General features: G+C 45.1%; 24 protein-coding genes. 21 read left to right on the top strand and 3 right to left on the bottom strand.

Going from position 1 to position 22,938, the window contains the following annotated elements; all coding sequences use genetic code 11:
- Window positions 1-391: 391 nt before the first annotated feature.
- The 3 genes from L976_RS14360 (at window position 392) to oxyR (ending at window position 3,013) form a co-directional block, all read left to right on the top strand.
- Window positions 392-1,321 (top strand): TIGR01212 family radical SAM protein, encoded by a 930-nt coding sequence (locus L976_RS14360; protein ID WP_047540536.1) that lies wholly within the window; start codon window positions 392-394, stop codon window positions 1,319-1,321.
- Between the two features lie 185 nt (window positions 1,322-1,506).
- Complete coding sequence (locus tag L976_RS14355) at window positions 1,507-1,872, top strand: Hpt domain-containing protein (protein ID WP_037415552.1); 366 nt, start codon at window positions 1,507-1,509, stop codon at window positions 1,870-1,872.
- Window positions 1,873-2,101: 229 nt separating this feature from the next.
- Window positions 2,102-3,013 (top strand): hydrogen peroxide-inducible genes transcriptional activator OxyR, encoded by a 912-nt coding sequence (gene oxyR / locus L976_RS14350; RefSeq protein ID WP_051714062.1) that lies wholly within the window; start codon window positions 2,102-2,104, stop codon window positions 3,011-3,013.
- A gap of 29 nt (window positions 3,014-3,042) precedes the next feature.
- Here the strand turns inward: oxyR and L976_RS14345 are convergent, their stop codons facing one another.
- Together L976_RS14345 and mutH are read right to left on the bottom strand one after the other, a co-directional pair.
- On the bottom strand, window positions 3,043-4,050 hold the full coding sequence (locus tag L976_RS14345; protein ID WP_211164521.1) for an adenylate/guanylate cyclase domain-containing protein: 1,008 nt from the start codon (window positions 4,048-4,050) through the stop codon (window positions 3,043-3,045).
- 183 nt (window positions 4,051-4,233) lie between these two features.
- Complete coding sequence (mutH, locus tag L976_RS14340) at window positions 4,234-4,905, bottom strand: DNA mismatch repair endonuclease MutH (protein ID WP_047537752.1); 672 nt, start codon at window positions 4,903-4,905, stop codon at window positions 4,234-4,236.
- Window positions 4,906-5,595: 690 nt separating this feature from the next.
- Here mutH and rppH point away from each other — a divergent pair.
- The 10 genes from rppH (at window position 5,596) to L976_RS22815 (ending at window position 14,315) form a co-directional block, all read left to right on the top strand.
- Window positions 5,596-6,120 (top strand): RNA pyrophosphohydrolase, encoded by a 525-nt coding sequence (rppH, locus tag L976_RS14335; RefSeq protein ID WP_037415562.1) that lies wholly within the window; start codon window positions 5,596-5,598, stop codon window positions 6,118-6,120.
- Window positions 6,121-6,143: 23 nt separating this feature from the next.
- On the top strand, window positions 6,144-8,378 hold the full coding sequence (gene ptsP, locus L976_RS14330; RefSeq protein ID WP_047537749.1) for a phosphoenolpyruvate--protein phosphotransferase: 2,235 nt from the start codon (window positions 6,144-6,146) through the stop codon (window positions 8,376-8,378).
- Window positions 8,379-8,436: 58 nt separating this feature from the next.
- Window positions 8,437-9,237 carry a sulfite exporter TauE/SafE family protein gene (locus L976_RS14325; protein ID WP_037415568.1) on the top strand — a complete coding sequence of 267 codons (801 nt, stop codon included), beginning with the start codon at window positions 8,437-8,439 and terminating at the stop codon, window positions 9,235-9,237.
- A 45-nt stretch (window positions 9,238-9,282) separates the two neighbouring features.
- Window positions 9,283-10,089: a prolipoprotein diacylglyceryl transferase gene (lgt, locus tag L976_RS14320; protein WP_047537746.1), complete on the top strand. Its 807-nt coding sequence runs from the start codon at window positions 9,283-9,285 to the stop codon at window positions 10,087-10,089.
- Complete coding sequence (thyA, locus tag L976_RS14315; RefSeq protein ID WP_037415574.1) at window positions 10,089-10,883, top strand: thymidylate synthase; 795 nt, start codon at window positions 10,089-10,091, stop codon at window positions 10,881-10,883. Before lgt ends, thyA begins: the two co-directional genes overlap by 1 nt.
- A 117-nt stretch (window positions 10,884-11,000) precedes the next feature.
- Window positions 11,001-12,170, top strand: coding sequence for a Na+/H+ antiporter NhaA (gene nhaA, locus L976_RS14310; RefSeq protein WP_047537744.1), 1,170 nt, complete (start codon window positions 11,001-11,003; stop codon window positions 12,168-12,170).
- A gap of 2 nt (window positions 12,171-12,172) precedes the next feature.
- Entirely contained in the window at window positions 12,173-12,559 is a 387-nt protein-coding gene (locus tag L976_RS14305; RefSeq protein WP_047537742.1) for a hypothetical protein, read from the top strand.
- A 94-nt stretch (window positions 12,560-12,653) separates the two neighbouring features.
- Window positions 12,654-13,562 carry a transcriptional activator NhaR gene (gene nhaR, locus L976_RS14300; RefSeq protein ID WP_047537740.1) on the top strand — a complete coding sequence of 303 codons (909 nt, stop codon included), beginning with the start codon at window positions 12,654-12,656 and terminating at the stop codon, window positions 13,560-13,562.
- 83 nt (window positions 13,563-13,645) lie between these two features.
- Complete coding sequence (locus tag L976_RS14295) at window positions 13,646-13,894, top strand: FAD assembly factor SdhE (RefSeq protein ID WP_139122633.1); 249 nt, start codon at window positions 13,646-13,648, stop codon at window positions 13,892-13,894.
- Entirely contained in the window at window positions 13,875-14,315 is a 441-nt protein-coding gene (locus L976_RS22815) for a protein YgfX (RefSeq protein WP_081990921.1), read from the top strand. Before L976_RS14295 ends, L976_RS22815 begins: the two co-directional genes overlap by 20 nt.
- Before the next feature lie 101 nt (window positions 14,316-14,416).
- Here L976_RS22815 and nadB read toward each other — a convergent pair whose 3' ends face one another.
- The gene (gene nadB / locus L976_RS14290) at window positions 14,417-16,030 is read right to left on the bottom strand and encodes an L-aspartate oxidase (RefSeq protein ID WP_047537736.1); all 1,614 of its coding nucleotides are present in this window, start codon (window positions 16,028-16,030) and stop codon (window positions 14,417-14,419) included.
- Between the two features lie 189 nt (window positions 16,031-16,219).
- Here nadB and rpoE point away from each other — a divergent pair, with 189 nt between their 5' ends.
- The 8 genes from rpoE to L976_RS22810 all read left to right on the top strand — a co-directional run.
- The gene (rpoE, locus tag L976_RS14285) at window positions 16,220-16,798 is read left to right on the top strand and encodes an RNA polymerase sigma factor RpoE (RefSeq protein ID WP_011071551.1); all 579 of its coding nucleotides are present in this window, start codon (window positions 16,220-16,222) and stop codon (window positions 16,796-16,798) included.
- Between the two features lie 42 nt (window positions 16,799-16,840).
- Window positions 16,841-17,470 carry a sigma-E factor negative regulatory protein gene (locus L976_RS14280; RefSeq protein ID WP_047537733.1) on the top strand — a complete coding sequence of 210 codons (630 nt, stop codon included), beginning with the start codon at window positions 16,841-16,843 and terminating at the stop codon, window positions 17,468-17,470.
- Window positions 17,471-17,482: 12 nt separating this feature from the next.
- On the top strand, window positions 17,483-18,415 hold the full coding sequence (locus L976_RS14275; RefSeq protein ID WP_047537731.1) for a MucB/RseB C-terminal domain-containing protein: 933 nt from the start codon (window positions 17,483-17,485) through the stop codon (window positions 18,413-18,415).
- An 11-nt stretch (window positions 18,416-18,426) separates the two neighbouring features.
- Window positions 18,427-18,900: a SoxR reducing system RseC family protein gene (locus L976_RS14270; RefSeq protein WP_047537729.1), complete on the top strand. Its 474-nt coding sequence runs from the start codon at window positions 18,427-18,429 to the stop codon at window positions 18,898-18,900.
- Between the two features lie 167 nt (window positions 18,901-19,067).
- Window positions 19,068-20,858 carry a translation elongation factor 4 gene (gene lepA, locus L976_RS14265; RefSeq protein ID WP_047537726.1) on the top strand — a complete coding sequence of 597 codons (1,791 nt, stop codon included), beginning with the start codon at window positions 19,068-19,070 and terminating at the stop codon, window positions 20,856-20,858.
- A gap of 178 nt (window positions 20,859-21,036) precedes the next feature.
- Window positions 21,037-21,954 (top strand): signal peptidase I, encoded by a 918-nt coding sequence (lepB, locus tag L976_RS14260; protein ID WP_047537723.1) that lies wholly within the window; start codon window positions 21,037-21,039, stop codon window positions 21,952-21,954.
- Window position 21,955: 1 nt separating this feature from the next.
- The gene (gene rnc, locus L976_RS14255; protein WP_047537721.1) at window positions 21,956-22,636 is read left to right on the top strand and encodes a ribonuclease III; all 681 of its coding nucleotides are present in this window, start codon (window positions 21,956-21,958) and stop codon (window positions 22,634-22,636) included.
- Window positions 22,633-22,938, top strand: a 306-nt coding sequence (locus L976_RS22810) for a GTPase (RefSeq protein ID WP_156143257.1), incomplete at its 3' end; no start/stop codon positions are given. The genes rnc and L976_RS22810, both read left to right, overlap by 4 nt.

Below are 22,938 nucleotides of genomic sequence, written 5' to 3'. Positions count from 1 at the left end.
AATGCTGTATAACATTATGAATAAAAAGAATTTTAAAAAATGAAAAACTTGTAAGTTACTAAAATGTAACATTGGCGCTGATTGTTTTTGATTTAGAAATAGTGATTTTTATTGCAAATACAGTGTTTGTATAAAAATATGAAATAAGTGAATTGTTATTCTGTTTGGTTGTGAGTGCTATCACAGAATGTAAAGGCACTGTGAGGGGCGGCTCAGGTTTTTAGCTTGGATATGGTGAATATTATGAGAGTTTGATTTACCGCCAAGAAAAGTGTGCTCGCTTTGTTTATCATGAGTTTTTTCGTCTATCTACACATCATTATTTCTTCTTTCTTGTGATTTTATCTTGGTTATTTTTAATGAAACGACATGAAATATGGCAGGCGAGCTAATGGGGCTCGATGCATACGTAAACACATTTGGTGCTGTTTGTAAGGCTAAATACGGTGAGCGATTACGCAAGCTCACCATAGATGCCAAATTCACTTGTCCTAACCGTGATGGCACGCTTGGACGTGGTGGTTGTACCTTTTGCAACGTGGCGTCCTTTAGTTATCAGCAAACGGAAATGCTCAGCATCAGTGAGCAGCTAGAACAAGGGAAAGCCCGTTATAAAGAGGCGAAACCCAAGCTGAATGCGGATAAGTTTATCGCTTATTTTCAGGCTTATACGAGCACTTATGATGAGTATCAAGTGCTGATGGCTAAATACGATGAGGCGGTCAAAGACAGTGAGATTGTGGGCCTGTGTGTTGGCACTCGTCCCGACTGTGTGCCAGATAATGTATTAGATTTATTAGCGAGTTATCAGCAAAAGGGCATCGATGTCTGGTTGGAGCTTGGATTGCAAACCGCCAATGATAGCACTTTGCATAAGATTAACCGTGGGCACGATTTTGCCTGTTATTGCGATACCGTTTTGCGGGCGAGAAGTCGAGGATTAAAGGTGTGTACTCACCTTATATTAGGTTTACCCGGTGAGACTCGTCTCGATTACATGGCGACCCTTCAGGCCGTGCTGACGCAGGGCGTAGATGGTTTAAAGCTTCATCCATTACATGTGGTTGAGGGCAGTACTATGGCAAAAGCTTGGCGCACAGGGCGCTTACCTTTGCTCAGTATTGAGGAGTATGCGGCTTGTGTCGGCGAACTAGTTCGGCATACACCGAAAGAGGTGATCTTTCATCGGGTGACCGCCTATGCGAAAAAACCGATACTGCTGGCACCCGATTGGTGTGGTTATCGTTGGAATGGCTTAGTGGCGATTGTTGAGGATCTTGCGAGTAAGGGTGGACAAGGGGCGGCATTAGCGCGACCATAATGTCCATATTTGCTGAATGGATTCATTTGGTAATTTTTTATCGCTAATAGTATTTGATATAGTTGATTTTTTGTTAATAAAAACATCTTTTGACCACAAATGCTGCTATAAGTTGCGCTGACAATTTTAGTGGGTATCATGTCATAAATTTGTTTTAAGCATTGGACTACTTAAGGGAGGCCTAGATGGCCACAGTTGAATTAGAGACAATTCTAGATCTCAATACGTTAGAACAGTATTGCAGCGCGATTGGTGCCGGTACTTTGCTAAAGAGCGTGGTGTTATTTGAGCAATTAATGCCTGAATATGTTGGGAATCTAGTAAAGGCTAACGAAGCTGCTGACAAGGACACTTTATGTTCAGAGGCCCACAAATTTAAAGGTGCAGCGGGTTCAGTTGGCTTAAAACGTATTCAGCAAATTGCCCAATTACTGCAGCATGGCGAAGAAGCGCGTTGGGAAGTTGAACATGCAACTTGGGTCGCGCAAATTGTTGAATTTGCGAGTGCCGATCTGCAGCAATTAAAGCAATTCTTACAGGCTAAAGCCTAGTTTGGTTTGCGAGGTGCGGCGTAAAGGTTGCACCTCGATAACTTCTTCCTTCTCGTTTTATCCCCTCTTTTGCTTTTCCCTCCTTTATTCTGAGTCGCCTCAAGCGTTTTACCTTGATTGAAAATCGATTTTGCTCACACTATTGAGTAATTTAGCCGCGTTTTAGTTGATAACTTATGGTAGAGTTGATTAAATTTATTAATTCATAACCGTAGTGGCAATCGATAAAATGAAAAATTTACCTAGCCTTAAGAATCTATATTACTTGGTGAATCTTCATCAAGAGCAGAATTTTAATCGCGCCGCTAAGGTGTGTTTTGTCAGCCAATCGACTCTGTCAAGCGGCATTCAGAATCTTGAAGAGCAGCTTGGTCATCAGTTGATTGAACGTGACCATAAGTCTTTTATGTTCACCGCTATCGGTGAAGAAGTCGTACAGCGTTCCCGTAAAATCCTTACGGATGTCGACGATTTAGTTGAATTGGTCAAAAACCAAGGCGAACCGATGACAGGCGATATCCGCTTGGGTTGTATTCCTACCATTGCGCCGTTTCTACTCAGCCGAGTCGTTAAACAATGTCAGCAGGCGTACCCTGAGATGAGTTTGTTACTCAAAGAGGACACGACGGAACGTTTACTCGATGCCTTAGGTAAAGGGGAGTTGGATTTACTTATTCTAGCTTTACCGGTTGATACCAGTGGTTACCACAGCATGAAGGTCGGAATCGATCCCTTTAAGATGGTGATCCATAAAGATTTAGTGGGGGGAATTCATCAGCCGATCGATTATCAGACATTACCTGATGAGAGTATTTTTCTGTTGCAGAGTGAGCATTGTATTACTGGCCATGCTATTACTGCTTGTCAGTTGGGTGACAGTGCTAAAGTCAATCCTTTTGCTGCCACGAGTCTGCATACCTTAGTACAAATGGTAAATAGCAAACTGGGCACAACGTTCTTACCGCAAATGGCGATTGATGCAGGGATTTTGAATGATACCGATCTGGTGGTAATGACTCCGCCAGGTGAAGCGCCATATCGCGATATCGGTTTAGTATGGCGACAAACAACCAGCCGAATTTTAACTTTCCGTACGCTAGGTTTATTGATCCAAAAATTGTTAGCTAACGAAACCGCATAATCACTGAGTATTTTTGCTTTTGGTGAGTTTTATAAAGGGGAAACACCAAACACTTCAATCGAGTGTTGTTTCCCTTTTAATTTAATTGGGCCCAGATTAGTCAAACGATACTCACTGTTAGGATTATCGAGTCGTCCCGCTAAGGCGCCAGAGATCAACATACGCTGTCCTAAGGGATTACATTGATCCTGCAGTCTCGCTAACGTATTTAGCACATCACTAAAGAAGCTAATTTCTTGTTTTTGAACACCAACAACTGCAGCAACGACTTGCCCACAGTGAGCCGCCGCTTTAAATTTAGGCACAAAACCATAGTGTTCTTCAAAGTAACGTCTCTGCCAATTTAATTGCTGGCTAAATTCAAAATAGATATTCATGCAGCGGTCGTGCACAACACCTTCCTCTAAGGGCCAATGGATTAATACGGCATCACCCATATAGCGGTAGATTTCAGCTTCGTTATTACTCACAGTATCTGAAAGTAAGCTAAAACTATCTTGGATTAGGCGACTAAAGCGATAATCGCCAAGAGATTCAGCATGAGTTGTTGAGGCGACCATATCTAAGTAAAGAAATAAACGCTGTTCGTATCTTGGCTTATGGTATTTACCTAAACCAATATTGAGTAAAATACGTGGCCCAACTAAAAGCCCCATCTGCTCAACAAAGGCTAAGCTCACTCGTACAACGACTAAATAAACAATTAAGGCTTGGAATGAGGGACTATAGAGAATATGCGCCGTAAGCATTTGTCTAAGGGTCGACATGTGATTTTCAATGGCCCACATATTTAGAAATTGGGTCATATAAGCTAAGGTTGTTGCACCTAATAACAGGAACAATCCTTTAAAAATGACTGAGAAGATATAAGGCAGGCGATTGATAGCGCTAAAATCAGCTATCAGATTGGACATCCAGTGTAAGCTACCAAAAATAATCCCCATATAGACGGCGAGTGTCGCGAGATCAGCCGAACCTACAGCCCATTGCGGCAGTTCTGGTGATTGGGCATATCGAAAAAACACGAATGCAGCCATGGCTATCGCCCAAGCTAATATCGCAAAAAGAAGTTTTTTCGCTTGTCTACGAGTTCTCACAACGGGTTTTGTATCCGAATACGGCCATATATTTCAGGATGCCGTAGTTTATAGAAAATCATCACTAGAGTGCCAGTGATATTTGTGATCTGGATCAATACAACGCTATATAGCTACGAAAATTTAACCAAACACTTTATTTAATATCATTGCTGTAAAGGCGGTCTTGAGATAAAAACCGCGAGGATTGGTCATTTTGAGGCTGCCATCCTCGGCAATACTTTGAGTCAATGCCTTACTATTAGCGGCTTTAGGGCGTAATTGGAGAACTTCACCGTGCCTAGCGGTGAGATTTTCGACTTTACCAAGAGCAATCAGCTCCATGATTTCTTCCCAATCCTGTTGCAGTAATGCTTGCTCTTGTGGATCGGGCTGCCACAGTATTGGTGTGCCAACTCTGCGTTCACCCACAGGGATATGTCGCTCCCCCTCTACTGGTACCCACAGTACTCGTTGTAACTTGTGACACACTAAGCTGTCTTGCCAAGTTAATCCTTCAATATTGGTCAGCGGTGCAACGCACACATAGGTGGTTTCAAGTGGTTTGCCCTGATGATCAATGGGGATAGTTTTTAGCTCTACTCCGAGGTGAAGAAAATCTTGTTCGGGTTTCGAACCTGCTATCGCACCTAATTCCATTTCAATGAGTTGTCCCACCCAACCTTTATCGCGTTTCAGATTGTCGGGGACACGAATGCCGCGATGGGTAGCAATTTGCGCCAAAGATACGCCGGCCATCATATTAGCGCGTTCGAGCAATTCGCTCAGATTTTGAGGGGGAATAATAGGTTTCATAGGCGAATTTTACTGGAAAATAACTGCTTAGCAACCAAGGTCAAAAAATGAACATTAAAATAAGAATAAACGCATTGCTAACTTTTTGTATTTAACAATATGATTTTTATTGTTTTTATCTGATTTTAGGCAAGTGTCAGTTAAAGTGTTCAAAGTTACTCTCGGCTTTCCCTTGCGTTTCTCACATATTTATCCACAGATATTATGGATAACTCACAATGCGTGTGCCTTTAACTGAATAAAATCTTTGAGTCAATGGTAGTAAGTGGCATTTTTAAATAGGGATGTGGGTAATTTTGGGTGTGCTCTGTGTATAACATTTAAGGATTACTCTAATTAAATAATAGAATTTATTTTAGGTTAAAAAGTGAGCGTTTGTGTATTTGGATAGATATCTTGTAAATTATTAAGGTTTATCCTGATGATTTATAGGTTATTTTTTTAATGTGGTATGCGTTGTGATGTATATTCTATTTGTTGTTTTTTGAACGATATACCTAGTTTACCCTAGTTTCAAACAGAGATATCCACAGAAAATGTGGATATCCCCTTAAATTAATTCGATGAGTTGTTGATAAAGTAGTAAGTTGAAACTATTTATCCAAAGATAAGCTGAAAATAGAGGTTTGCTGAGAGACGGGCTTTGTGAAACAATCGCTTTATTAAAATTTATCCTTATTTGGAGTCCATGTGATTGATAGCGACGGCTTTCGCGCAAATGTGGGCATAATAATTTGTAACAGATATGGCCAAGTCATGTGGGCCAGACGGTTTGGACAACACTCATGGCAGTTTCCTCAGGGCGGTGTAGATGATGGTGAATCGGCCGAAGAGGCAATGTACCGTGAATTGTATGAGGAAGTTGGCTTAAAACCCGAGCATGTCACTATATTAACCTCGACGCGCTCTTGGCTAAGATACCGTTTACCTAAACGCTTAGTGAGACAGGACAGTAAGCCTGTGTGTATTGGCCAAAAGCAAAAGTGGTTTCTGTTACAACTAAAAAGCCAAGATAGTGCGATTAATTTAAGTTCTTCAGGCCACCCTGAGTTTGACGATTGGCGCTGGGTAAGTTATTGGTATCCGGTGCGGCAGGTTGTCTCATTTAAGCGTGATGTTTATCGTAAGGTCATGAAAGAATTTGCGGTAACGGCATTGTCATTCCAAACCCAGGAAATACCGAGGAAGCGGGTAAGACAAAAGACAACGGGCTGATTTTCAAAAGAGGATTGAAAACAGTGTTAAATACGCTCAGGGATATTACCCAAGCTGTGGCTTCTGCCCACAGCTTAGAAACCGCATTAGAAGTCCTAGTTTCATCGACCAAGGCTGCGATGGAAACCCAATGTTGCTCGGTCTATATCCTAGAGCAGCAAGAACTCGTTTTATCCGCAACCGATGGTCTCGAAAAGAGCGCTGTCGGTCGAGTGCGCATGCCTTTAACTCAGGGCTTGGTGGGCTTAGCTGCCGAGCGTGAGGAGGCGGTGAATTTAGCCGATGCACGTTTACATCCACGCTTTAAGCTCTTTCCCGAGGTTGCAGAAGAAGAATACCGTGCCTTTTTAGCTGTCCCTATTATTTATCAAAAAGCGGTTGTGGGTGTGATTGTGGTGCAGCAAGCTAGTGCACGGCAATTTAGCGAAGGCGAAGAAGCCTTTTTAATGACCTTGGCTGCGCAGCTTGCGATGGCGATCCGAGGATTAAAACAAAAGGCGCAGGTCAGTTCACTCCATCAACAGATTTTATTCCAAGGGACATCTGCATCCAGTGGGATCGCTATTGCACACGCGTTAGTGCTCGGTGGGGAGATTTCCCTCGAACAGCCCGATGTGCGCTGCGAGGACATTGCCCTTGAATCCAGCCGTTTAGTCGCGGCAATGGGGCGTTGTAAAGAGGCGATTGGTGCGCTATCTCAGCGTTTCGACCGAGAACAGGATGAGGAGGTCGCCTCAATATTCAATGCCTTACAGTTACTACTCGATGATGCCAGCCTCGGTGGTGAATATACCCGTGAAGTACAGCAGGGCTGGGAGGCTGAATCGGCGGTGAGCCGGGTTTCGTTGCGTTATATTCAGCAGTTTTTGGCGATGGAAGATCCTTATCTCAAGGAGCGGGCGAGTGATATCCGCGATTTGGGGCAAAAGGTGCTAAGGCAATTGATTGAGCCTGAGCGATTAGAGCATGAACCTGATAAACCTGTAATTTTAGTGACGAAAGAAGCCGATGCTACAATGTTGGCTGAATTTCCTCGGCAAAAATTAGCTGGGATTGTGACCGAGCTCGGTGGCGTTAACTCCCATGCGGCGATTTTAGCGCGGGCGCTTGGTGTACCTGCGATTACAGGCGTTGAACAGTTGCTTTCCGCTGATATTGATCAAAAGCTGTTAGTCGTCAATGCCAGCCGTGGGCAGCTTATGGTGTCGCCATCGCCTGCTATTGTTAGCGAATATCGCAGCCTTATCTCAGCGCAAAAAGCGTTGCAGCGCCAATACGCACAGGAGTTAGCGCTGCCTTCTGTGATGCTTGATGGCACGCGAATTAGACTCTATCTCAATGCGGGATTACTCAGTGGTGTCGCCTCGGAAATTGCCGAAGGGGCAGATGGTATTGGGTTATATCGCACTGAAATCCCCTTTATGTTGCAGCAGCGTTTTCCGAGTGAATCCGAGCAGGTAAAGGTTTATCAACAGGTACTCTCAGCGGCTTCGGGTCGCCCTGTAGTAATGAGAACCTTAGACGTTGGCGGCGATAAGCCTTTGCCGTATTTCCCTATTAAAGAAGACAATCCTTTCCTCGGTTGGCGTGGTATTCGACTATCACTGGATCACCCTGAGCTGTTTCTTGTGCAGTTAAGGGCCATGTTACAGGCTGGCGCAGAAGGCAAGCAGTTAAGCATTTTGTTACCCATGGTCAGTAATTTAGATGAAATCGATCAAGCGTTAGCCTACTTAGAGCAGGCCTATGTTGAACTCAAAAATGATGTCAACAGCAATATCGAAATGCCGCGTATTGGCATAATGCTCGAAGTGCCTGCAATGCTATATCAGTTAGATGAAGTGGCAAAGAGAGTGGATTTTGTGTCAGTTGGGAGTAACGATTTAACCCAATATTTACTCGCAGTCGATCGCAATAACCCGAGGGTCAGTTCATTATTTGACAGTTATCATCCGGGGATTTTGCGGGCCTTACATCAGGCAAGAATAGATTGTGAATATCATCATCTTGATATCAGTATCTGTGGTGAGTTGGCTGGCGAGCCCATGGGCGCGATCTTGCTTGTGGCGATGGGATACAACCAATTGAGTATGAACCAAGGCAGTTTAGCGCGAATTAACTATCTGCTGCGCCGAGTCTCTGGTGATGATTTAGCACAGTTACTCGCGCAGGCGTTAAGCCTATCTAACGGTTTCCAAGTGCGTGAGCTGGTTAAAGAATATTTTACTCAGCAAGGATTAGCCACAATTCTTAATTAACTAATCGTGCCTTTTGCTTTAAGCTAAGGCTTCACTTAATCACGCTGTAGGTATTCGTGTGGATAGTTTGTTGTTGGTGTTCTTTATTTGCTTGGCGTTAGGTGCGTTTGTCGGTTTTATGGCAGGATTATTAGGTATCGGCGGCGGCTTGATTGTCGTGCCTGCATTGCTTTATATTTTGCCATCGGTCGGTATTAGCTCTACGCAGCTACCTCATATTGCGATTGCCACTTCGCTAGCCGCCATTATTCTTACCTCTATTTCATCGGCACGTGCCCACCATAAGCGCGGTAATGTGCCTTGGGAATTGTTCAAATCAATGTTACCGGGCCTGATTATAGGCGCGCTGGCTTCAGGTTTTATTGCTGAGCGTATTCCTGCTGATGCTTTACAGAAAGGTTTTGCCATCTTTGTGATTTTAATGACAATTCAAATGGCTTATCCCGTAAAAGCCGAATCAAATCGCCAATTACCTAATTCAGTAGTGCTTTTTGTTGTATCGGCTTTGATTGCGGTTTTGGCCGGTTTGACAGGAATAGGTGGCGGTATACTGATAGTGCCATTTTTGACTTTTTATGGTTTACAGATGCGTCAAGCCGTGGGGTTTTCTGCTGCGATGGGCTTTTTAATCTCTCTTTCTGGCAGTTTCGGCTATATTATTGCGGGCATGAATGCCCCTGAATTGCCCTATGGTACCTTAGGCTATATCTATTTACCGGCGTTATTTGGCTTAATCATAACCTCAATTTTAATGGCTCCGGTTGGTGTGAAGGCTGCAAGCACTTGGCCCACCCCAGTCCTTAAAAAAATATTTGCACTTTTACTCCTTTGTGTCGGTCTCAAATTAATTCTGAGCTGATTTTTAGTTTTTAGCCCTCAATTTGAGGCTGTTGATGGATAAGTTATGGCATTGAATTTTCCCAATATCGATCCTGTGATCGTGAAGTTTGGTCCCTTTGATATTTTTGGACAAACCTTTGAACCTGCACTGCGTTGGTATGGATTTACTTACTTAGTGGGTTTTGTGGCGGCGATGTGGTTACTCAATCGTCAGGCTGACCGTTCCAATGGTTTATGGACGAGAGAGCAGGTTTCCGATTTACTGTTTTATGGCTTCCTAGGGGTGATATTAGGCGGTCGTATTGGCTATGTGCTCTTCTATCATTTTGATTATTTTCTCGCTAGTCCAATGTATTTATTTAAAATTTCAGAAGGCGGCATGTCCTTTCACGGTGGTTTGATTGGGGTGATTACCGCCATGATTTATATCACTTGGAAGCAAAAGCGTACCTTCTTTGCCGTGGCAGATATGGTGGCACCCGTGGTGCCTATTGGGCTTGGGGCCGGCCGTATCGGTAACTTTATAAATGGTGAGTTGTGGGGCCGCGTGACTGATGTGCCTTGGGCTATGGTGTTCCCAAGCGGTGGACCAGAACCACGCCATCCCTCGCAGCTCTATCAATTTGCTCTTGAAGGTGTTGCATTATTCTTACTCCTTTATTGGTTCAGTAAACGTACTAAGAAAGTCGGCGCAGTATCGGGTATGTTCTTACTAGGCTACGGTATTTTCCGCGTGATTGTCGAAACGGTAAGGCAACCTGATGCACAGTTAGGCCTCTATTGGGGCTTTATGACAATGGGGCAGATCCTCTCATTGCCGATGATCCTCTTCGGTTTATATTTAATTCTTCGTCCAGAGGGTAAGCAGTAATGCAGCAGTATTTAGACTTGATGAAACACATTTTAGCCGAAGGTGTGGATAAATCAGACCGTACAGGTACAGGCACTCGCTCGGTGTTTGGCTATCAAATGCGTTTCGATTTGAGTAAGGGCTTCCCCTTAGTGACCACCAAGAAGTGCCATATGCGCTCGATTATCCATGAGCTATTGTGGTTCCTGAAAGGGGAGACCAATATTGCTTATCTGCGTGACAATAAGGTCAGTATTTGGGACGAATGGGCCGATGAAAACGGCGATTTAGGCCCTGTTTACGGTGCACAGTGGCGCAGTTGGCCGACCCAAGGTGGTGAGGCTATCGATCAAATTTCGCAGGTCATTGCGCAAATTAAATCGCAACCCGACTCGCGCCGTTTGATTGTCTCTGCATGGAACGTGGGCGAACTGGATAAAATGGCACTGGCACCATGCCATGCGTTTTTCCAGTTTTATGTCGCCGACGGCAAATTATCCTGCCAGTTGTACCAACGCAGTTGTGATGTATTTTTAGGTTTACCATTCAATATCGCCAGCTATGCGTTGCTGACGATGATGGTTGCGCAACAATGTGATTTAGCCTTAGGTGACTTTGTTTGGACGGGGGGCGATACACATTTATACTCCAACCATATGGAGCAAACTGCGTTGCAGTTGACCCGTGAGCCAAGACCTTTACCCACCATGACAATTTTGCGTAAACCTGCCTCTATTTTCGATTATCAATTCGAAGACTTCGAACTGACCCACTACGATCCACATCCACATATCAAAGCGCCTGTTGCCGTTTAATGGCGAATTAATCGACCAACACCTCGGAATAGCCGAGGTGTTTTGTCGAAACTAACGATTATACTTGTTCATTTTCTTCGTCTACACTCAATCTATTATGATTTTTGGGAGTGCAAGATGGAAAAAGCGATTAGAAATTTTTTAAGCCAAGAGTCTGCAGGCGGCATCCTTTTATTGATTGCCGTTGCCTTTGCCATGTTGATGGCCAATTCTCCCCTCGCGGGACTCTATCAAGGTTTTCTCGGTACTGAAGTTCAGGTGCGTGTCGGTGCACTCGATCTGCATAAGCCATTGTTGCTGTGGATTAACGACGGTCTAATGGCGCTGTTTTTCTTGCTGATTGGTTTAGAAGTTAAGCGCGAGCTACTCGAAGGCGCATTATCGAGTGTGGCACAGGCTTCTCTGCCAACTTTTGCTGCCATTGGTGGCATGTTAGTACCTGCGGGAATTTATCTTTTATTTAACTATGGTGATCCTATCACTCAAGCGGGTTGGGCAATTCCTGCAGCGACGGATATTGCTTTTGCTTTGGGGATCATGGCGTTGCTAGGTAGCCGCGTACCCGTTGCTTTAAAGGTCTTTCTGCTGGCATTAGCCATTATCGATGATTTAGGCGTTATTGTGATTATCGCCCTCTTCTACAGTACCGATTTATCAACCATTAGTTTAATCATTGCCAGTATTGCGATTGTTGGTTTAGTTGCTTTAAACCGTAAAGGAGTGACTTCATTAGCACCCTATGGTGTATTAGGGCTTATCCTGTGGGTTGCAGTGCTCAAGTCAGGTGTTCATGCCACATTAGCGGGTGTCATTATTGCCTTCTGTATTCCTCTTCGAGCAAAAGATGGTAGTTCGCCTTCTGAGCATTTAGAGCATAGTTTACACCCATGGAGCACCTTCCTAATTCTGCCTGTATTTGCCTTTGCTAATGCTGGGGTCGCTTTAGGAAACATGAGCTTAGATACGCTTATTTCCCCTGTGCCAGTAGGGATTGCGTTGGGATTAATGTTAGGTAAACCGATAGGGGTGATGCTGTTTAGCTTTGTTGCTGTCAAGCTTAAGTTGGCACAGTTGCCTGATGGTATCGGTTGGAAACAGATCGCACCCGTGGCGGCGATGTGTGGGATTGGTTTTACCATGTCGATGTTTATTGCTTCGTTGGCATTTGAGCAGGCAGATCCTATGTTCGGCGATTTAGCACGTCTAGGCACCTTAATGGGCTCAATTTGTGCTGCCTTAATTGGGTATTTCTGGTTATCAAAAGTGTTACCTAAAAAAGGAGTATAACTATGATAAATATGAAATTGGTAGGAATTGCAGCACTGTTTACATTATCTTCAAGCGCCATGGCGACGCAAATCGATGCCTGTAACAAGGATGTCGCATCACAAACGTGTCAAAGCTACCTTGAGGGAATCGTTGATGGGGCATTGATGTTTAAACCTGAAGCATTAGGCGCAAGGCTTGAAACCAATGGCTATGAGTCTCGGGCATTAAAGTACCGCGGTGGTAAACGTTTCCAAGAGGCAAACCGTACTTATTGTGCTAGTCGTATTCCTGACCGTGACAGTCTCGTTTCAGGGGTAACGGAAGCGGTTAGCACTGGCACAGCCGCAGATTTAGAGCAGCTTCAAGGAATTGTGGTTAACTTGTTGGATTGCCAGCGTTTAAAATAGAAGTATTGACTCATTATTGTTAAGCTGAGTCATTGCTACCCGATTTGCCACAGCATCAATGGCTGTGGCATCCCTAATAGGAAGCTCTTTGGCGATGCTGCATCTCAATTACAATCATCTCTACTACTTTTGGATGATCAAGAAGAAGGGCTCTGTGGCTAAGGCGGCAGAAGCCCTTTATTTGACTCCACAAACCATTACCGGTCAAATTCGTGCCTTAGAAGATAGGCTAAACGGCAGTTTATTTAAACGTGTTGGACGTAACCTTGAGGCCACAGAGCTTGGAGAGCTCGTCTTTCGCTATGCCGACAGGATGTTTTCCTTAAGCTATGAGATGCTTGATTTACTTAACTATCAAAAAGATGATGCCATTCTATTTGAGGTCGGAATTGCCGATGCGTTATCGAAAGCATTATCAAGCCGAGTGTTGCTCTCGGTTGTGCCTAATGATGGTTCAATGCACCTTGCCTGTTATGAAGCGACTCACGAAAGCTTAATGTCCCGTTTACGCGAGCATAAACTGGATATGATCCTCTCCGATTGTGCGGGTGAGTCGCTTAAATATCCCGAGATTTTATCGAAAAAACTGGGTGAATGTGGTGTGAGCTTTTTTTCTGCCGAAACCTACAGCGCCGATTTTCCCGCCTGTTTAGAGCAAGGACAGCTGTTGATCCCCGGTCGTAGAACATCGCTTGGGCAACAATTGTATCGTTGGTTTGATGAGCAAAATCTCAACGTGAGTATTTTAGGCGAGTTTGATGATGCGGCCATGATGAAGGCTTTTGGCTACCTTAAACGTGGGATCTTTGTAACGCCTTCGGTTTATCCGCAAGAAGTGGTTTCCCACGGCATGCATTTACTCGGTGAAACGCTCGATGTGAAAGAAGAATACCATGTGATGTTTGCCGAGCGGATGATCCAGCATCCAGCGGTTAAGCGCCTGTTAGAAACTGATTTTAGTGATTTATTTGCTGGATTAGATACCCAAGTACAGCAGTGTTAAACCGAGTTTCCACGCTACTTGCATCGACACTCAACTGACTGAACTGGTAGACTATGGCGAATTTTGTTTTGGGAGAAATTAACTTGGAGTTAATGAATATTGCTCGGGTCCGCTGGGCATGTCGCCGCGGAATGCTCGAATTGGACGTGTTGTTCCAGCCTTTCGTTGAAAACGTTTATCAGGACTTGTCAGATGAAGATAAAGCCTTGTTTATTCGTTTGCTCGAGTGTGAAGATCCTGAATTATTTGCATGGTTTATGGGCCATGAAGTATGTCCAGATCCAGAGCTTGCCCGTATGGTAGTACAAGTCCGTGGACGAGCGGCGCCATAGTTTTAGTGTAAAAGCCTCCTTCGACCAACGATTGTCGTTGGTCGTTTTTGTTTGTGTTTGCGGTAGTTCTTTACTTATTTGGCCACAGTCTGAACACCCATTATGGTTTGGGCTTCAGTTGGTATTTTCCCTATTGATGGTGAGCTTTTTGAGTTATCAGCTATGGCGGCTGAGGACATGGTCTTGCCGTTTTGAACTTAATGGCAAAGGGGATGGGCGGTTATCTACTGGCGAGGATTTTCGCGTATTATCGCGAACTTGGATAACGCCTTTTATCTGCCTTGTTTACTATGAGTCTGGCGATAAGTTGCATCTTTTACCCCTGTGGGCTGACATGTTTAGCGATGATGACTATCGTCATCTGTGCCGTCTATTATTCAAAGCGAAAAATAAACTATCGAGTCCAAACGCTAATCCCTAATCGCTGTGCTCGGGTTTGAAAACTTGCTCTCATCAAAGCAAAGCGGGCTAAATCTGGGATAAGATTTAGCCCGCGTCACCTGCTTAAGTTAAACGACAAGCTTATTTTTCAGGTTGCAAAATGGTCGGTAGCGGTGAATCTAACTTTTCAGGATGATCAATATTGTAGTGCAGGCCACGGCTTTCTTTTCGATCCATCGCGCAGCGGATAATCAGTTCCGCCACTTGCACTAAGTTACGCAGTTCAAGCAAGTTATTACTGACTCTGAAGTTGCTGTAATACTCTTGGATTTCTTGCTGTAACATCAAGCAGCGGCGTAGCGCGCGCTCCAAACGCTTATCCGAGCGAACGATGCCCACATAGTCCCACATAAACAGACGCAGTTCGTGCCAATTGTGGGCAATAACCACTTCTTCATCCGAGTTGGAAACTTTACTCTCGTCCCACGCCGGAATGTGCCCAGGTAATGGGATCTTGTGTAGTTGGCTCTCAATATCTTCAGAGGCTGCACGAGCAAACACGAGACACTCAAGCAGTGAGTTACTGGCAAGGCGATTGGCGCCATGTAAGCCAGTATAAGCAACTTCACCAATGGCATAGAGACCATTGAGATCGGTTTGACCATGCAGGTCAGTCATGACGCCACCGCAGGTATAGTGGGCAGCGGGAACCACTGGAATGGCGTCCTTAGTAATATCGATACCGAGTTCTAAGCAGCGACTGTAAATGGTCGGGAAATGCTTCATCACAAAGTCAGCATCTTTATGGCTGATATCCAGATACACACAATCTGCACCGAGACGTTTCATCTCATAGTCGATGGCGCGGGCAACGATGTCTCGAGGTGCTAACTCAGCTCGTTCATCAAAGTCTGGCATAAAGCGGCTGCCATCAGGGCGGCGTAAATAAGCACCTTCACCGCGCAATGCTTCGGTCAGCAGGAAATTGCGCGCGTCGGCATGGTAAAGACAGGTTGGATGAAATTGATTGAATTCCATATTGGCAACGCGGCACCCTGCACGCCAAGCCATCGCAATACCATCACCGCTAGCGACATCGGGATTGGAAGTATACTGGTAAACCTTGGAACTACCACCCGTGGCTAAGGCGACAAATTTAGCCTTGATCGTTTCCACTTGCTCAGCATTACGGTTCCACACATAGGCACCTAAAACGCGATTACCGGGGCGGTTTAATTTGCGAGTGGTGATAAGGTCGATGGCGTTATAGCGCTCTAAAACTTGAATATTAGGGTGGGCGAGGGCACGTTCTTGTAGCGTAGTCTGTACCTCTTTGCCTGTCGCATCCGCAGCATGCAGAATGCGTCTATGGCTATGGCCGCCTTCGCGCGTAAGGTGATAAGGGGCATCTTTAGCATTGTTCCCCGTGGCTTCTTCTTTATCGAAGGCGACCCCACATTCGATTAGCCACTGCATTGCACTCTTGGCATTTTCGGCGGTAAAAGTCACTACGTCTTTATCGCACAAACCTGCACCAGCGACTAATGTATCGGCCACGTGGGATTCAATCGTGTCACTTTCATCGAAGACAGAGGCGATACCGCCCTGGGCGTAGTATGTTGACCCTTCACAGAGTGGGCCTTTTGAGAGCAGAATTACGTTTGCTTTTTCAGCAAGATGCAAAGCTAGTGTCAGACCTGCGGCACCGCTACCTATGACTAATATGTCAGATTGGTGTTCAACTACTTGTTTCATCGGGTATCATGCTATGACTGAGAGTACCATCTATGGTAAACCAACTCACCGATTATGGGTACTTTCCTTTTAACCTTACTTTTTTTGTATAATTTTTAGAACTTTTTCAAAGCACGCGAGTCTACATAAGTGAATATGATTCGAGCGACTGAGAAATCAGCATTTTAGATTTGGGAGAAGTCGGCTCGGATGAGTGGACAAATAAGTGATCAACAATTAGTTGAGCGCGTACAACGGGGTGATAAAAACGCTTTTAACCTGTTAGTGCTTAAATATCAGAGTAAAGTGATTAGCTTGATTTCACGCTATGTGCGTAACCAAGCAGATGTTACTGATGTTGCACAGGAAGCGTTTATCAAAGCTTATCGAGCTTTGCCAAACTTTCGCGGAGAAAGCGCGTTTTATACCTGGTTGTACCGCATAGCCGTTAATACGGCAAAGAATTACCTCGTGTCTCAGGGGCGTAGAGCGCCCGCAAATGATGTGGATGCTGAGGATGCCGAATATTACGAAGGCAGTGATGCGCTAAAGGAGTTTGCCTCCCCAGAGCGACTAATGTTATCGGACGAAATCAAAAAAGTGGTTTTCGAAACATTAGAAACATTGCCTGAAGAATTACGTATGGCGATTTCATTGCGTGAACTTGATGGGATGAGTTACGAAGATATTGCCATCATCATGGATTGCCCTGTAGGAACAGTAAGATCTCGTATCTTTCGTGCCCGTGAAGCAATCGATAAAAAGCTCCAGCCTTTGCTGGAAGAGTAAATTCCTATTTTAAGAAAACCCTTAAATTTAGACAGGTGAACAATGGATAAATTAGGTCAAGAATGGGTATCAGCCGCTGTCGATGGAGAGACAGATGTGCAGACGATGGCAGAGCTTGCTGCCGATACGCATTCACATAATAAATGGCGCAACTATCACTTGATAGGTGATGCCATGCGGGGGGAATTACCCCAGACTATGGCATTCGACCTTAGTGCTAGTATTGCAGCAGCAATTGATCTTGAGCCTGCCATTGTCTCGCCTCAAGTCACAGCACCTGAAGTCAATACTCCTGTCGCTCCGGGGCAAATTGCTGTTAATGGGCGGGGTAGCCGAGTCGTGCCGCTATTTAAGCAGTTTGGTCAGTATGCGATTGCTGCAACCGTGGCAATGTTTGCCATTGTCGGTGTGCAAAACTTCAATCAAACTGCCGATGATGCAACGTCGCCATCGCCTGTGCTAATCACTCGTCCTTTAGTCGGTAGTGCTTCCCCAGTAAGCTTACAGACGGGGCCTGTGCAACAAAATCAGAGCTACACCAATGATCAAATGAATGAGCAACGTCGTAGAATTAATACGTATATTCAGGATCATATGTTACAACAACGATTGAATACGGGGGCCGTTGTAGAAGACAATAGCGAGGTTATTCCCGTTCCTGTCAATCAGTAGTAAGGAGTTAGCTTGCGTCTAATCCTGTTGGCTTTATTGGCCTTGGTATTTCCTGCAGTGGCGCAGGAAGATATGCCTGCAAAAGTCTGGCTTGAGAAAATGAGCCAAGCTTTAAAAGAGAAAGAGTTCAAAGCATCGATTATACAACTTCAGGCCGATCACATTCGGCCTTTGGTTTATCTTCACGGTAAGGTGAATAATCAAGAAGTTGCGTTTCTTGAGTACCTCAATGGCCCACCAAAAAATGCGGTCAGAGTGGGTAATCGAGTCACCTTTATTGAACACGATCAACCCGCTTACAGTATCCTCTCAAACCATATTCAGGGTGTATGGCCAGCAGCTTTCTCATCCCAAATGAGTGATTTGGAAGTCGGCTATCAATTTGTGATGGGAGGCCGCACTCGTATTGCAGGGCGCCCTGGGCAAATGATTCGTTTATTGCCTAATGACGAATACCGATATGGTTTTCAAATTTGGCTGGATATGGACACTTATCTGCCACTCAGATATGACATGTTGACTCAAGATAAACAATTACTTGAACAGCTGATGGTGATTGAGCTTATAGAGTTAAAGGAGCCACCATCGATTCTGCAGGAAGCCTATAAGCAAGAATGGCCAGCGGTTATTGATCAGGCTGAGCGCCAAGATGGACAAAATTGGCAGTTTTCTTGGTTACCAGCTGGATTTAGTGTGATGGTGCGTGACCACCACCGTTTAATTGGCAGTCACGAGGCGGTTGAATATATTGCGTTAACAGACGGTTTAGCCAATATTTCCATCTATGTCGCACGGGCTGGCTCTACGCCATTACCCGAAGAGTTAATGACTCGTAATGGCTTGTCTTTGGTGTCTGAAAAAGTGGGTAATGCTGAAGTGGTGGCTGTGGGTAAAGTGCCGACAGAAACCTTGGCCCGTATCGCGAAAAGTCTGATGTTAGAATAAGGCCTCTTATTATGATGGAAGAAGTGGCGCGGGTTGTCGCCTGCGATAATCAAGGTTGGCTCACCGTTGAGGTAGAGCTTAAAAGTACCTGTAAAAGCTGCAGCAGTAGCGAGTCTTGCGGTACGTCGGCGGTTGCCCAGGCCTTTTCGGCAAAGACACAACAATTCTCCATTCAGACTGAACGTACCTGCGAGGTTGGTGAACTGCTGAAATTGGGACTACCTGAGAGTGTGCTCCTCAAAGCGGCGGCGTTGGTTTATTTGATGCCCCTGCTTGGCTTATTTGGGGGCGCCTTATCAGGGCAGTTTTTTGCAGATCTATTTCAAATCAATTCTGATCTCAGTGCGATAGGGTTCGCAACTTTAGGTGCTATCACTGCGTGGTTGATTGGAAAACGTAAGGCAAAACAGCTTGAAGTAGATTCGCAACCTGTCATTTTGGCTTATTTAGGTGCAGGGATCAGTTTAGATAAATTACCCGTTTAATTTCATCTTGTTATCTATCTCATCCAAACAGTAAACTCTCTCGGTGGGCTGCATTTTTCGACATAAAGAGAACTATGAGTGAATCTGATTGGTATTGAATCCGCAATCAGGTACAATTTCCCACCTTTGAACCGTATCCATTTTTCAGTATTAGTCATAGCAGCATAATGAAACACATTAGAAACTTCTCAATTATTGCCCATATCGACCATGGTAAATCGACGCTGTCAGATCGTCTTATTCAGGTTTGTGGCGGTTTAAGCGACCGTGAAATGGATGCCCAAGTTCTTGATTCTATGGATCTAGAGCGTGAACGCGGTATTACCATTAAGGCGCAGAGCGTTACGTTGGAATATAAAGCCAAAAATGGCGAAACGTACCAACTCAACTTTATTGACACCCCAGGTCACGTTGACTTTTCCTATGAAGTATCTCGTTCATTAGCCGCCTGTGAGGGGGCTCTGCTCGTGGTTGATGCTGGCCAAGGCGTTGAAGCTCAGACGTTGGCAAACTGTTACACCGCGCTGGATATGAATCTAGACGTCGTGCCCATTCTGAACAAAATCGACTTACCTCAGGCTGATCCTGAGCGCGTTGCCGCCGAAATCGAAGACATCGTTGGTATCGATGCGATGAACGCTGTGCGTTGTTCTGCAAAAACCGGTGTGGGTATTGATGATGTATTAGAAGTCATCGTCGAGCAAATTCCGCCGCCAGAAGGCAACCCAGATGCGCCGCTGCAAGCCCTTATTATTGACTCTTGGTTTGACAGTTACTTAGGCGTTGTTTCTTTAGTGCGTATTAAACACGGCGTGCTGAAGAAAGGCGATAAGTTCAAGGTGATGTCTACTGGACAAAACCACACTGCGGATCGTGTCGGTATTTTCACGCCAAAACAAACCGATAAAGCCGAGCTGAAAACCGGTGAAGTTGGTTTTGTTATCGCAGGGATTAAAGAAATTCACGGTGCCCCAGTCGGTGATACTTTAACACTGGCTAAAAATGGTGCCGATAAGCCATTACCCGGCTTTAAGAAAGTTAAACCTCAGGTGTATGCGGGGGTATTCCCGATTTCTACCGATGAATATGAAAACTTCCGTGATGCATTGAACAAACTCAGCCTGAACGATGCCTCATTGTTCTTTGAACCTGAAAGTTCATCTGCGTTAGGCTTTGGTTTCCGTATTGGCTATTTAGGCCTGCTCCACATGGAAATCATTCAAGAACGGTTAGAGCGCGAATACGATCTTGACCTGATCACGACCGCACCTACCGTAGTCTATGAAGTGCTAATGACTAGTGGCGAAACCATCTATGTTGATAACCCTGCAGATTTACCTGCAATTAACAACATCGAAGAAATGCGTGAGCCGATTGTTGAAGCCAACATTTTAGTACCCAAAGAATACTTAGGTAACGTGATTACCCTGTGTATTGAAAAACGCGGTACTCAAGTGAACATGGTTTACCATGGTAACCAAGTGGCCGTGACTTACCATCTGCCAATGGCGGAAGTGGTAATGGACTTTTTTGACCGCTTAAAATCAACTAGCCGTGGTTATGCGTCATTAGAGTACAACTTTATTCGCTTCGATCCTGCGGACATGGTGCGTTTAGATATTCTGATCAACGGCGACCGTGTGGATGCGCTGGCGATGATTATTCACCGTTCGAATATTCGTCACCGTGGTTTAGCGCTGGTTGAGAAGATGAAAGAGCTTATTCCGCGGCAGATGTTTGATATCGCGATTCAAGCCGCGGTCGGTAGCCAGATTATTGCCCGTTCTACCGTAAAAGCGTTACGTAAAGACGTAACGGCTAAGTGTTATGGTGGTGACGTTTCTCGTAAGAAGAAACTCTTAAATAAACAAAAAGAGGGTAAGAAACGGATGAAACAAGTCGGTAACGTTGAGGTGCCACAGGAGGCATTCTTAGCGGTACTTAAGCTAAACGAGTAACGCTCGATAAATACAATTTAGCTACTATTGCGCCGCAGTTTGCGGCGCTTTATTTAGCTTATCGTATGTTTTGTGGTGTTTTTTAAGAAATACGGTAAGTTAACTAAAGTTCGCGTGTCGAAACACAATATTCGCTAAGTTTGGATCTTTACATTTCAAGGCAGGAGTTCAATAAGCAATGGCAGCCTATTTTTCCATTATTTTAGTGCTAGTCACCCTGATTTCAGGGCTGATCTGGTTAGTCGATGTGCTGGTATTTGCGCCCAAACGCCGCGAAAGATTAGCCTTGGCCAAGGCTTCTCAGGCCAATTTAACTGAGGAAGCCGAATATAATATTATTCGCGAGTCTACCGTGGTTGAGACTGCGCACTCCATCTTTCCGGTGATTGCCTTTGTGCTCATCCTGCGCTCGTTTATTTATGAACCATTCCAAATCCCGTCGGGTTCTATGATGCCAACCCTGTTAGTGGGCGATTTTATTTTGGTGGAAAAGTTTAGTTATGGTCTAAAAGACCCCGTTTGGCGCACTAAACTGATTGAAACGGGCGAGCCAAAACGGGGTGATGTGATTGTCTTTAAATACCCTGAGAATCCTCAGATTGACTATATCAAGCGTGTGGTGGGCTTACCGGGTGATAGGATTATCTACCGCAACAAGCAGTTAATGATCCAGAAAGCCTGTGGCGCAGATCAAACCCAGTGCCCAGAGCCAGAACTCGTGGCGCGCACTGAAGTGAGTCGTGGTGATTTCAGCCAAGATGGTGTGCCTTTACTTCGCTATAAAGAACAGCTCGGTGAAGTGGCTCACGATATTTTAATCAACCCAAGTCGTCCGGATATGCTGGGTTACTTCAAGCGTGATGGTGATTTACCCGCGGGTGAATTCCTTGTTCCCGAAGGCCATTACTTTGCAATGGGTGACAACCGCGATAACAGTACTGACAGCCGTTTCTGGGGTTTTGTGCCTGAAGAAAATCTTGTCGGTAAAGCGGTGGCTATCTGGATCAGTTTTGAGTTTGACCGTTCAAAAGCCGACTTCCTGCCAACCTGGGTACCAAGCGGTGTGCGCTTTGAACGTGTAGGTGGAATTCACTAGTATGGAACCGATTAAAAATTTGCCACGTTTGTGTCGTACATTGGGCTATGAGTTCAAGAATCTTGACCTTCTCACCCAAGCGTTGACCCATAGAAGTGCGGCAAATAAGCACAATGAACGTTTAGAGTTTTTAGGCGATTCAATTTTATCGATTGTGATCTCAGACGCCTTATATCATCAGTTTCCTAAGGCGACTGAGGGCGATTTGAGCCGGATGCGCGCCACCTTAGTTCGCGGTGATACGCTCACCTTGATAGCTCAAGCATTTAAGCTCGGGGATTATTTATTTTTAGGCCCTGGCGAGTTAAAGAGTGGTGGTTTTAGGCGTGAGTCGATTCTGGCCGATGCGGTCGAGGCGATTATCGGGGCAATTTACTTAGATTCCGACCTCGAAGTGTGCCGTAAGTTGTTGCTTAATTGGTACGCCGAGCGTTTGGCTGAGATCCAACCCGGCGTGAATCAAAAAGACGCTAAAACCTTACTGCAAGAATATTTACAAGGGTTAAAGAAGCCGCTACCCGATTACCAAGTAATCAACATAGAAGGCGATGCCCACGATCAAACATTCACCGTTGAATGTCGTATAGATGACTTGAGCCAAAGCGTGATAGGTGTCGCGAGTTCGCGCCGCAAAGCCGAGCAAATTGCCGCCGCTCAAGTATTGGAGTTACTGAAGAAATGACCAAAAAAACAGACTTGCCAGCAGTCGATGCCGCCAATGCGAGCAATGAGCCGAGCTTAGATGAATTACTGGCAAGGATGAATGCTGCGAGCGCTGCGGCGCCGTCAGTGCACTATGATGTAACCTACTGTGGCATGGTGGCCATTATTGGGCGCCCAAACGTAGGTAAATCGACATTGCTTAACCGTTTGCTCGGGCAAAAAATCAGTATTACCTCGAAAAAGCCGCAAACGACGCGTCATCGCATCATGGGCATTCATACCGATGGTCCGCGTCAAATCGTGTTTATCGATACACCGGGC

The sequence above is a fragment of the Shewanella sp. ZOR0012 genome (assembly GCF_000798835.1).
In the GTDB taxonomy this organism is placed as follows: Bacteria; Pseudomonadota; Gammaproteobacteria; order Enterobacterales; family Shewanellaceae; genus Shewanella; species Shewanella xiamenensis.
Note: the sequence above shows the minus strand (reverse complement) of the source record. Positions and strands in the feature narration are given on the sequence as shown.